Here is a 12,359-nt window from a genome sequence, read left to right as displayed (position 1 = left end):
CAACCAACAACGAGCTAAGGGTAAGTCTCATCAATCAGCGGTAAGAGCTTTGGCTTTCAAGTGGGTGCGTATTGTATTTAGGTGTTGGAAAACGAAAGTACCTTATGATGAATCCAAATATTTAATAGCATTAAAGGAAAGAAACTCTCCTTTATTGGCTGCATAAAATACTTGTTGAATGCCTCAGGGCATGAAGCTGACATTAGGTTTATACCGGTTCTGGCAACTTGTGAGCCTAAAACTGTCACATATAATTTAAATATGTCTATTAATTTACACCTAAAACCTTATTCAATACTTTGCGTACAATTATCTACCCAATCTCAAAAGCGGACATTAAAATCAACTAAGGCCCACATAAAATAGAGTATTAATTCTAAGGCGCTAACGCCCAAAGAGTGTTAGAGCGAACCGTCATTTTTGCCACAAATTCGCCCTGATTTTTCCTTGAATTCACCACAACCAATAATCTGCTTGGCCACCAATACAGACATTTTTTTCCTATTTTATAATGCATAATCTCTGTTATGTTACTGAGAAGTTTCAGTAACATGACCTGCAACGTAATTTATCCCAAAACTTACATTTATCTTGCTAAATATAATCATTTTTTAATTTTTTGTCTCAGTAGGATATTACTTAGACTTCTTAGTAATAGTTAAACACAACAGTTTTTGGTTAGTTTAACCGATCTGATTTGTTGAAATCGAGGATGTTGATCTATAATTAATTAAACATATGGAATGGTCATTACTGAGAAGTCTCTATAATAAGCCTATGTGTTATGGAAAGATCGATACTTCGAAAAAAGCATACCGTTATTAAAATAATCAGAATAAGTAACACGAGTAAAACAGGTATTAGGGAGAAATTAGCGTAATTCACAGGGGTGGAATATCTTTAAGATTAAAAACGATGCATATTAGATTTTATTCGCTATAGATTCAATTTTTATTGAAAATACCCACTGCTAATTTTATAAAAAACAACAATTAACTTGCTGATATTATAGAATAAGCGAAAATTGGATTCCTGCGAGTTGAGGACACAAGCAATTAAATTTCCGATAGATTACCTGAGTAATTGAGTACAAATATTCGTCACGCGTTACATTGTTTTTATTATTTATACGACATATACACCGTTCTACAAATATCAAAGGTTAGATATCGCTATAGACTACAAACTGGGCTATTACATTTAGAGTAGATAAATTATATCAATAACTTAACGTAACTAAATTTTGGGCTATTTAATGAATATAAATCCTTGGCGAAGCACTTCCGTGAGAACAGCATTGAAGGGCCTTTCTTTTATCGATGCTAAACGTATACACATCCACAGTTTACAAGAGGCCCATAATTTTCTCGCCTGTTATGGGTTTGATCTTAATGATCCTGCTGATGTTGCCGAACTTGAAGGCCTTAGGTTGGAGAGCATTGAATTTATACAGGAAGAACTGCTAATCAACGGGGAGTTGATACCTTTGCCATTGCAAGAAGAAAAAAGCATAAGCCAATATTTACTCTATGCATCAGGGCACGGACCTAGAGCGTTGGCGGCTTGGAGTGGTTCAATTTTACGGGTGATTCATACGTTTACCCACAGTCATTCATATTTTAATGATCTTTATCACGATACCATTAGAGAACAGATATTTGACAGCTTTAACGCACATATCCATAGGAACGGTGACTTGTGTGCGTTGGGAGAATTAAAACTTGAGAAATTTGAATTTCGTGCAGCAAAATCTAGGCGTTCAGTGGCAATGAAAATGATGCACAAAACGGAAAATGTCTCTACTGATATTTTCGACTGGATTGGAATTCGTTTTGTGACTAAATACAGATCGGACGTATTAGATGTATTAGCGTTTTTACGAGAAAATCACATTGTGACTTACGCAAACATCAAACCGTCAAAATCTCGAAACACCCTCTTTGATCTTGATTGGATCATTAAGTCTATGAACAAAGGTATACCCATTAAAGAAATACGTGCCCAAATGCAAACAATGGATTATCCATCCGTTGAAAAGCGTGTTGCAAACAATCCATTTAGCGAGCTTAGCTATCATTCGGTACAAATCACTTGCCGTCAACGGATCAAAATTAAGCAACCAGATGGAACGATGTTACGCTTTTTTTTCCCGTTTGAATTGCAACTAATGGATCTAGACAGTTATATAAAATCACGTGAAGGTATCGCTTCTCATGACGAGTATAAAAAGCGTCAGAAGAAAGCTGTCAGACAACGGGTGTTGCCGTTTTTGTCATCTTCGTAATGTGCAATGCGGGCTTCTTGAAATATAGATTTAGCAAATATAGAAAAGGTCAGATACAAAGTATAACTCGCTACTGGTGCAGTTGGCACAGCAGAGCATTTATGTGAATTTACCCAACATGTGGGCTTTTAAACTATTCTCTTTTTTAACTTTTGCATTCGATTGATTTTCAATCTATATGAAGTATCGCCATTTGCTTATTAGCCCATAATAAAGAGGTAGAATTCACTTTAATTAAATCATCTTTGCTAATTTTTAAGGTTGTCGCCATTGTTAATGCTTCTTGCCAATCTCCATTTTCACTCACTATGGCTAATTGCAAGTACGCCCCAACGCTTCCTTCTTTCTTTAATATTGCTGATATAATGCTCTTCGATAGCGACAATTTTTTGAGTGCGAGTTCGATGGGTCCATTAAACATTGCTTCGAGTAAGGAAAGTAACCCTACTAAAAAAGCTTCTGCACATGCTTGCTCTGTTGCAGATTTATGCAAATCTAATGCAATGAGCGACTCACAAAACCTTCCTCTAAAAAGAGAAAGCCTGACTAATTCCTTTGATCAACCATGACTTAGTTGAGTTGTAAATAGAATTGAAATAAAGCGTTTTAATTCTACTAGACCTAACGTTATCACCGCCTGTTTTATAGTCGATACTTCTTCTCTACGTCTAAAAAATACTGTATTTGCGTAGCTCAATATTTTGTAGGTCAGATAAACATCACGTTGTACTATCTCTACAATTTTCAATAGCTCAAAATTACTAGAGGACGTTAAATATAATAATTCTGCAAGTGTCGTTTCTGCTGGAGACATAGCGCGAGACATTAATATTGCTGGTTTAGAAAAAAAGAGCCTTCAAAATAACTAAAGCCAACTTGTACCGCCACCGCATGATAAGCTTTGTCTTCAACACTTGTTGCTATTAACTTAATATCGGGATACATGCCTACACAATCGACAATTCGGAAAAAATCGTTACTGCTACTTATATCAACATGTAGTGCCATGTAAGCCACTGATGGATAAAATGATTTCCATGCTAATTCATCATTTAAATTGTCCAAACATATACGGTAACCTAAATCGTAGAGTGCTAATAATGCCGACAATTGATTTTGATCAGGTGATTGACTCACATCAACATTAATAACAAGGTGATCAGGATCCAAATTTTTTGGGATTAATGACTTGATTGCATTCGGCCCAAAGTCAACAAAAGCAAGCTTACCTGCTGTAAGCTCGAAAAAGCTCATCGCTATTTCGTTTGATTGATCATTTTCTTCAATAGAAAAACTCATTTTTAATAAGGTATTTTCAATATCATCTTGAAAACGTAAACGATAACCGATAATACTGGAATCAATTTTAAAAATAGGCTGCCTAGAGACGAAATATTCCATTCTATTTTACTTTCTGATTTATTTGCCAACGGTTTTCAGTTCTCTAAATGAACTATCGTCAGTACAACGTTCATTATGTTTTTTGCGTTGAACCAAGAACCTTATACACGACCAACAATATTTCTTCTTTGGTTGAAGGTTTTATGAGGTAACCTTTTAAGCCGAAACTTGCCCATTTTAGTATTAGTTCTTTATTTTTATTACCAGTGAGCGCAACAACTGGTATATCTCTACCTCCAGATATTTGATGAATTTTTTTTGTGGCTTTTAACCCATCCATATTGGGCATAAATAAGTCCATAATGATCAAATCAAAGTGGTGCTCTTTGATTTTTTGCAGGGCTTCAAGGCCATCTTGCGCTGTATCAACGTCTAAGTTTTCCTTCAACAATACGCTTACCAGCATATCTCGATACAAAGCGTTGTCTTCCACAACCAAAATTTTACTGCGCTTAACGTCTTTAATTTCCGGCGCAGTAATAATTGGATTAATCGTTTCGTCTTGCTCTCTTTTTTCAGAGGAGGATATTTCATCTTCTTGTTCAACAACTGAAATGTCTATATTTTCAAAGCTTTCACTTTGTTTTCGGTTTGGCGGAGAATTTTTTATCAAGCCGTCAGATTGAAGTGACTTAGTTTTCAGCGTAATTTGTTGCGTAACCAATTGACTTAATATTTGGTCTAAACTTAGTATAATTTCATTTTCTAACGTTGTCAGCAAGGGTTTAATATGTTCTTGATCTATTTTAGACATTATCTGCTGTGCCAATAATTCAGGCAATACGGGTATTTGTTGCAGCTCTTCGGTCACTTTAATGATATCTGCTTTGCTGCGATTAATTTTTTCTAATAAATTTTGTTTACAACGGCTAGCTTCATCAATTTGCAACGCTAATTCTTCGTCTATTTGTTCAAAAACTTCTTCATTGAATTCAGTAATATCACTATTAGATTGGGAAGCTTCCAAGCCATTGTGAACAATCATCAATAAACGAAATTTTTCATATAAAGGTTGATAGACAAAATAATCATCAAATAATTTTTTCATACAGCAACGAAAGGCAATATATGACTCTTTATTATTGCAAAGCAGAATACTATAGTGCGGGTAATCGAGTGTTCCTTTTTCAACTAAAACTGAATAGGATTCGATGGATTGTTCAACGTTAGACAGCGCAAACAAAATTACCGAAGGTTTAGTTTTGATGAGAAACCTTGCGGTGTCTCTATTTAGTGCAATGGTACGATATTCTGATATTTGAGCAGAAAGAATTCTTCCCGCGCCAAGCACGTCCTCTTCATTTTCAAAGATCATAACCACTTTAGGATGACGACTACCTAATGTTGCGGGTTTAGCTTTCATTGACAATGGCTCCATACACTTGTTTCAATGCGGCATTTATTGAAACAATTTTCTGTTTGCATTCTGCGATATTTTTATCTAATGCCATGCTTTCCAATGCTTCCAGTAGTGCCGCTGTTTGTTCGGCACCAACGGCTTTCGCAGATGTTTTTAAATAATGAGCTTCCTCTTTAATTGCAGTGAAATTATGACTGTTATACGATAAGGCGATTTTATTTATTGATCCTTTCGCTTGTTTCAAGAATTCTATCTCAAATTTTCTTGCCAGTGCCACATCATCCCCGATGAGATCGCGCATAACATTTCGATTTAATATTTGCCGTTGTGAATCAATCATTGTGATACCACTCCTTTAAAACTTCCCTTAAATCTTTAAGTTGAACGGGTTTACTAACAAAACTGTTCATACCTGCTTTATAACATTGTTCAGCGTCGCCAGTCATTGCCGCGCCTGTTACGGCAATAATAGGAATGTGGGCCAAATTATTCGAATCTTCTAACTTGCGAATTTCTTGTGTCATTTGATATCCATCCATTTTTGGCATATGACAATCGGTTAGAATCAGCTTATACTTACCTCGGTTGTTATTCCATTTCTCTATTCCTTGTTCTCCATCTTCTGCTAGGTCACATTCATACCCCAAATTACCCATCTGTCTTAGTATGATTTTTTGATTTAGTTCGTTATCTTCAACAATGAGAATGTCAGCATTAAGTGATTTTACTTGCTCCTTTTCAATACATCCTTCTAACTCTTCGAGGTTTATTTCGTCTAAGATGAGTTCATGACTCTTTTGCCAACTGTGGTTAATTGCCCCTATAAACTGAACTCGTGTAATGGGTTGGGTGCTTATAACACGCATCTTGGGAAAGGCTTTTCTAGATTCGGTTAAATGAATATCATCTATTGCAAGTATAATTTTGTTCATTTTAGAAAGCAAAGTAAGCAATAACTCAGTATTTTTTCTTCCTACAGCAAGGTCACCAACAAAGATTAAGACCACATCAAAATCTGTAGAAAAATCGAAATTGAGATTACAGGCAACAAAAGTAACCTCAGCCCCTTCGTCAACGAGGTAGTGAGATAAATTTTCTTTTCGATTGCTATCAACTTCGCTGACATCTACAAAAGCAACGCTAACTGATGATAACGTCTCAACAGCTAAGGCTTTGGTTTCTTGAGATAACCAAAACGGCAATTCGACACAAAAAGACGAGCCTATTCCTTTTTCACTGGTCAAGTTAATGCAACCGCCCATCATTTCGGTCAATTGGCCACAAATGGCTAAACCTAGCCCCGTGCCGCCGTACTTTCTTGTGGTAGAGCGCTCGGCCTGACTAAATGGCATAAAAAGCTTCTGCTGAGTCGCTCGCTCGATACCGATGCCGTTGTCAACTATATTAAAGGTTATAGTACTGATATATTTATTACTTTCTTTGACTTCTGCAAGTAATTTAATACAACCCCTTTTTTCGTTCGACGTTGACGTGAATTTTATCGCATTACCAACCAAATTAAACAATATTTGCCGCACACGCATTGCGTCACCAAGAACAAATGTTGGAATATTGGGGTCTTCATAAACTTCAAAAACGATATCTTTCTTTTTAACTGTAGGAATAAAAACGTTAACCACATTGTCGATAACCTCTGAGATAGTAAACGCACGTTCTTCTATTTCTAGTTTACCTGCTTCAATCTTGCTGATATCAAGAATGTCATTAAGAATGTGGACTAAATTCACTGCCGATGTTTTGGCCGTATCAATGAGATCCATCGATTCTTCAGTTTGCTTAGTTGTGGTGAGCAAATCAAGTGAACCGATAACACCATTCATTGGTGTTCTTAGTTCATGACTCATCATCGATAAAAAGTCTGTTTTAATTTTACTCGCTTGCTCAGCATGCTCTTTAGACAAAACCAACTCTTTGGTTCGTTGCTCTACTCGCTCCTCCAATTCACTATTAAGTTGTTTCAACTTTTGTTGGGTTTGATGAAAAGCTGATTGGTCAATGCAGATACCATCGATACGATGATACTTTCCAAATGTTTTTTCCCCCATTTGTCCAGTACCGATTAGATATCGGATTGCTCCACCGGGCATTACCGTTCTATATTTCTGGTTAAACAACTTCCCCGTAGACAACGACTCTTCAATAGCGTGGTTCATGCCTTTTAGGTCTTTTGGATGTATTTTGTCAAGCCATTTGTCAAACTTACCTATGTCTTTAGATTTTAAACCTAACATTTCATTGGTTAACCGATCCCAACTCCATACCCACTCGTTGTCTGTATTTAGCTCGGCATACCAAGTGCCTATTCTACCCGCCTCCAGGGCAATTTTTTTGTGAGTGATATCACGTAAAAAAGCATTGAAATAAGTATCACCGTTATCCTTCTCTACAACAATCATCAGCTCTATAGGTAACATGTCGCCACCTCGCTTAAGTGCTTGAAATTCGATTGTTTTGTTTAATATATGTTCTTCTCCTGAAGCTAAAAAACGTTTCAAGCCTTCTCTATGTTGTTGCCTTTTATCCTGTGGTATTATTATCTCATTTAAGGAATGACCCAAAACATCTTCTTTTTTCCAGCCAAATATCATTTCCGCCTGAGGGTTCCATTCTCTAATTAGATCATCAACATCAATTTGGATAAACGCATCGAATACGGTCTCGATAATACGTTTTGCTTGTAGCTCTCGACGAAGTGCCAGTTGCTCTGCTTTTTTTTGAACCGTGAGATCCCTTTCATTTACGATGAAACCAGCAATTTCGTTGTCAGCATCAAGATATGGATAATAATGTATATCGATGTATTGTGCCTTAGCATTCGGGGAATCAAACCACGCCTGATAATTTACGTTTTCACCTGTTAAACAACGTTCTGCGTTGACTTTTATTTTTTCATTAAAAACTTGCTCACCAAAAACCTCAGCAACGGTATGTCCAATAAGCTCATCTAACGTTTTATTAAATCTTTTCAGATAGGCAGGATTAGCAGTAATGTAAATATAATCCTTATCCATCATTGCCAACATATCGGAGGAAGTCGAAACAATATACTTGAACTGATTTAGTGCCCGTTCAGCCTGCTTCCGGTCCAAGATATGATCCCATTCACGCAAGACCCGTTCTGCCATATGCGGCATTTCGGCAAACATTGAATCACTTTTAATAACGTAATCCAATGCACCAGCCTTCATGGCATTTACGGCCATTTTTTTATTGCCATTCGATGTCATCATTATAATGGGAAATGTCCGGCTCTCTACTGAACCAGGCAGTAAATCTAATCCTTCACCGTCTGGCAATCTATTATCAAGCAGCATTAAATCCGGTAGTTGATGTGCCAGTATTGATTTTGCGTCACTCAGTGTTTTAGCATGGGTTATCTGCCAAGATAAATCGCTATTTTTAAGGGTACTGGTAATTAAAGCCGCATGGTGTGTATTATCTTCAACCAATAGAATATTTAACGCTTTACCTTTCATAATATCTCCTTTTGTTAAGGCAAAGTGAAACAGAATGTAGCCCCAACTTCGCCATCAGATACCCCATATAAAAACGCCATGTTCTCAATAATGCGTTTTACTAACGCTAGTTCCATACCTGTTCCTTACATATCTGGATTAACTCGTTCAAATATTCAAAAGCTTAATCCGGATAACATTTGGCAATTCAATATCCTATCGTTCTTTATAGTATAGATGACTTTATTACCTTTTGTATTAGCAGTAAATTCAATGTGATTTCCCTGATTAATGTTGTTTCGCTTCTTGACGATAACGCTTAAATTATTTGGCCCATACTTTATTTTTTCATAAATATTAGCCAATACTTTTAATATTCTGAAGTATTCAGATATTTGTGTTCTCTGTATTGTTAATTATGGTAAGGATCAACTTATTTTTAAAAAAGATGAAATTAGATAATTTACTCGCCTTATCAGCATATCAGTTATCACTCAATGAAGAAAAACACCAAGAAGTTGAGCAGTGTTCGTAATTAGAGCCATTACTATCAGCTATGATTAGACTCTTCTGGATAAGCTCAAAACATTGAAAATGAATAGTAGCTTTCATGGCTTTATCGTCTTGGGTTTATGACACCCCACCAGAAATATAATAAATTGAAAAATGTGGCTTAAAATCTTTTCAGTTTTAATTGACCATTACAATTAGGTTTTTTATCGATAACTCTCGTATAAAGTGAAAGTTTTATTTAGTACTTTTCGCATAAATCAAACTACACTGATTATTAGTTGTAGGGACTATGAGGAGAATGACATCGAAATTTATACAGCTAGACAACCCATTCTTAATAGGAAAAAAAAAGTCGTTGCTTATGAGTTATTATTTAGAGATAGCCAAAAAAATTGTTTTCCCACTGATGTTACTCCGGACATTGCCACTGCAAAATTATTAATTAACAGTTATCTCAGTATCGGCCTTGATGAAATGACAGAAGGAAAACCCGCATTAATCAACTTTCCAATGGCCATGCTTTCCGACCATTTGGTGAATTTGGCTCCATATAAAAATATTATTGTTGAAATACTAGAAACTGTTGAACCAAGTGATGAAAATTTTGACGTATTGGCTAAACTTTTCCATCAAGGCTATACGTTGGCACTCGATGATTTTATTTATAGTACGGCATGGGATCGGTTTTTACCCTTTATTAAGCTGATAAAAATTGACATTGTTGAAACACCGCTTTCGTCCATTGCTCATTTGTTACCTCACTTTCGAGAATACAAAATTAAGTTACTCGCAGAAAAAGTAGAAACGCATGAAGAATTTATGCAGGCTAAGGAGCTTGGCTTTGAATATTTTCAAGGGTATTTTTTTTATAAACCAGAAATACTCATTGGCGTTGAAATTGAATCATCGCATCCTTTTTTAATGTCAATTTATCATGAGGTGATGAAAAACGGTTATAGCTACAGAAAATTAGAAGGTTATTTTGAGCATGACATGGATTTAACCTACAAATTATTACGCTTTGTTAACTCTGTTTTTTTCGGTCATACCCACGAGATCAAATCTATCAAGCAAGCGATTGCTTATTTAGGAGAAGTTCAACTACGTAAATTTATATGCCTGATAGTTATGGTAGAACTCAACCCACAAAAACCGACAGTACTTATTCAAAATACTATTCTAAGAGCCAGGCTTTGTGAGCAGTTTGCTAAAATAATGGGGTTAAAGCAACTCACTAAGTATGCATTTTTAACAGGATTATTTTCTACCCTTGATGCGATCCTAGATAGACCAATGGAGAAGATTTTGTCGTCGATGCCACTTGCTGAAGAGATAAATATTGCCTTAATCGAGCAAACAGGTAGTTTGGCTGAGTGTCTCGCATTTGTCGTTGCTTATACCGAAGGAGACTGGGATACCATTAACATTTTCATTGATATATACGATATAGACCCTGCCAATTTAATATCAACTTGTAATAAGGCCTATCAATGGTTGTCAGCCTACAAAATATCATAAAATATTCATTAGAAAATATCTGGCAAAAAAATTAATGCTCAAGTCAGTAATGCGTAAAACAAGGTCATTAACGTAAGGATTTAACACATACGATTATAGTTCTAATTGGGTACTTGTTGGGTTTGAACCTTTTGTCTATCCTTGAAAACTTACCATTGGGCCGAATAACACTTAAACTCTTCGCTATCTTACTTATCAATAATCTAGAAAGCTCAGCACCCGCTAATTCAACATAAATCTGACTACGTTATCTTTATGTTGATTAATAGCAAAGTAACATTGATTTTATATTCATAACGCCTTTTTTTTATTAAATAATGTTAGTTCCATTTTTGGATCAAAATCAGCGACAGAAGCTAGACTTTTCGTTAGATACTTTGCATGTAAATATTGTAAAACACCTTCTACTGAAAGACTCGAATAATTCTCAATATTAAATCGGGTTTTAGTTCATTATAATCTTCTTCAGCACCCCAACGTTGGTGGTATAAATCAGTAACGTTGGATGTAGGATAAGCTTGTTGATCTGTTAATGACGAGACTAAACCTATACTTGGCCTGATGGAAGATCAACGTATACGAGTCTTAAATTAAGTGATTCGGTTGATATATTATCTTTTGTACAACGACGAAGAGACTTTTCTATTAAAGGAGGATGAACAACATCGCTATATTTCCCACTTTCTATAAAAGCTTTAACTACAGTATAACTTTTGACTATTTGCATACAAAAATCGATATTTTTTAGCCTCTGTTATTTATAAAACCAAACAGCGGGATAGCCTCGGTCATAAACTACTATACCCACCGAGTTGTTTATTAGTTAATGGTTAAGAACCATAACACTCCGGATAAATCTTTTTATTTAGCCCATACAACTATCGAAGTTGAATTTCTAGATGGGTCTTGAATAAATATCAATGCCTGATAATTAATCAGTCAAAACAAATCTCAATAAAAGCTTTTCCTGAGTCAGAGCCAAATGGGATAATAATGACATGCCCTTCATGTATATGATCAATGGTATGGTTTGTTCCAGATACGACCATAGGAGTGGCCATATCAAATTCATAGCCTTTCTTACTCAATTCTAGTTTTGCTCCTCCACTTACCATATTGGTGATTTCGCCGACCATATCGGTAATTTCTTCATCTATTTCTTCGAGTTTATCACCTACCATGCGCTGCATGATGCGAAGTGCTAGTGATTTTTCGAATGTAATAGATAAAGACCCTTTAGTTTTCGATCCCACCATACCAATTAACCCCGAAACATCCCCCATTGCAACATCATTTTTTTTTATTCTGGGCTTTTCATAGGTTAATTCTGTGTGCCCCATCACATCAATAACTTTTATTAGTGCATTTATAAACGGATTAATAAATTCAACATTCATTGTTATGTCATCCTCACTGTTAGAATACTAAGTGGAACTTTATAAAATTGAAGCCTTCACAGATAAACTATAGTACATAAAACGAAAAATGAGTGTTTCTTTGAAGTGGTCCTAATACAACTTTGTGACTGGTGGCCTTGTTAAGAAACGAAAGGATAAATAAAGGTCAACAGATAAGGTCAAAGGGGCTATTTAAGCCCGTGGCAGGCATATTTGTCATGCGACACTCATGGCAATAGCTTTTGTAGATTTGGTAGCCGTCAAAAGACAAGTTTAGCAGGGCACTGAAAAGGGCGCCGCTTTTGAGGGCACCTAAGCACACATGTTCATTCACTGAGTGTTTTGCTAACATTAAAAACATCCCCGCTGCATGCACTACGTGCATCTTAGAGCGGTATTTTTTGCCATAC

General features: G+C 35.9%; 10 protein-coding genes and 1 pseudogene. 3 read left to right on the top strand and 8 right to left on the bottom strand.

What is annotated here, in order from left to right:
- Positions 1–166, top strand: a pseudogene (locus tag H4J66_RS08305) (IS110 family transposase); the annotation flags it as partial.
- Positions 167–1,255: 1,089 nt separating this feature from the next.
- Positions 1,256–2,284 (top strand): TIGR04552 family protein, encoded by a 1,029-nt coding sequence (locus tag H4J66_RS08300; RefSeq protein ID WP_182173032.1) that lies wholly within the window; start codon positions 1,256–1,258, stop codon positions 2,282–2,284.
- Positions 2,285–2,453: 169 nt separating this feature from the next.
- On the opposite strand, the gene H4J66_RS08295 is transcribed toward H4J66_RS08300, so the two are convergent.
- The 7 genes from H4J66_RS08295 to H4J66_RS20310 all read right to left on the bottom strand — a co-directional run bounded on the left by H4J66_RS08295 (position 2,454) and on the right by H4J66_RS20310 (position 8,658).
- The gene (locus tag H4J66_RS08295; protein WP_182173029.1) at positions 2,454–2,777 is read right to left on the bottom strand and encodes a hypothetical protein; all 324 of its coding nucleotides are present in this window, start codon (positions 2,775–2,777) and stop codon (positions 2,454–2,456) included.
- 66 nt (positions 2,778–2,843) lie between these two features.
- On the bottom strand, positions 2,844–3,110 hold the full coding sequence (locus H4J66_RS08290; RefSeq protein ID WP_182173026.1) for an HDOD domain-containing protein: 267 nt from the start codon (positions 3,108–3,110) through the stop codon (positions 2,844–2,846).
- A complete protein-coding gene (locus H4J66_RS08285) occupies positions 3,110–3,685 on the bottom strand; it encodes a hypothetical protein (RefSeq protein ID WP_182173023.1) in 576 nt (191 codons plus the stop codon). The genes H4J66_RS08290 and H4J66_RS08285 overlap by 1 nt, the downstream gene beginning before the upstream one ends.
- 73 nt (positions 3,686–3,758) lie before the next feature.
- Positions 3,759–5,048 (bottom strand): response regulator, encoded by a 1,290-nt coding sequence (locus tag H4J66_RS08280; protein ID WP_259369093.1) that lies wholly within the window; start codon positions 5,046–5,048, stop codon positions 3,759–3,761.
- Positions 5,038–5,385 (bottom strand): Hpt domain-containing protein, encoded by a 348-nt coding sequence (locus tag H4J66_RS08275; RefSeq protein ID WP_182173020.1) that lies wholly within the window; start codon positions 5,383–5,385, stop codon positions 5,038–5,040. Before H4J66_RS08275 ends, H4J66_RS08280 begins: the two co-directional genes overlap by 11 nt.
- Entirely contained in the window at positions 5,378–8,542 is a 3,165-nt protein-coding gene (locus H4J66_RS08270; protein WP_182173017.1) for a response regulator, read from the bottom strand. Before H4J66_RS08270 ends, H4J66_RS08275 begins: the two co-directional genes overlap by 8 nt.
- A 14-nt stretch (positions 8,543–8,556) precedes the next feature.
- Positions 8,557–8,658, bottom strand: coding sequence for a HAMP domain-containing histidine kinase (locus H4J66_RS20310; RefSeq protein WP_182173014.1), 102 nt, complete (start codon positions 8,656–8,658; stop codon positions 8,557–8,559).
- A 601-nt stretch (positions 8,659–9,259) separates the two neighbouring features.
- Here H4J66_RS20310 and H4J66_RS08260 point away from each other — a divergent pair.
- Positions 9,260–10,552, top strand: a complete 1,293-nt coding sequence (locus H4J66_RS08260) for an HDOD domain-containing protein (protein ID WP_310650639.1) — start codon at positions 9,260–9,262, stop codon at positions 10,550–10,552.
- A 935-nt stretch (positions 10,553–11,487) separates the two neighbouring features.
- Here H4J66_RS08260 and H4J66_RS08255 read toward each other — a convergent pair.
- Complete coding sequence (locus tag H4J66_RS08255; protein ID WP_182173011.1) at positions 11,488–11,949, bottom strand: chemotaxis protein CheX; 462 nt, start codon at positions 11,947–11,949, stop codon at positions 11,488–11,490.
- Positions 11,950–12,359: the final 410 nt, after the last annotated feature.

The organism is Colwellia sp. MB3u-55 (assembly GCF_014076785.1).
In the GTDB taxonomy this organism is placed as follows: domain Bacteria; phylum Pseudomonadota; class Gammaproteobacteria; order Enterobacterales; family Alteromonadaceae; genus Colwellia_A.
The sequence above is the reverse complement of the archived record's forward strand: the minus strand, read 5'-3'. Positions and strand labels throughout refer to the sequence as shown.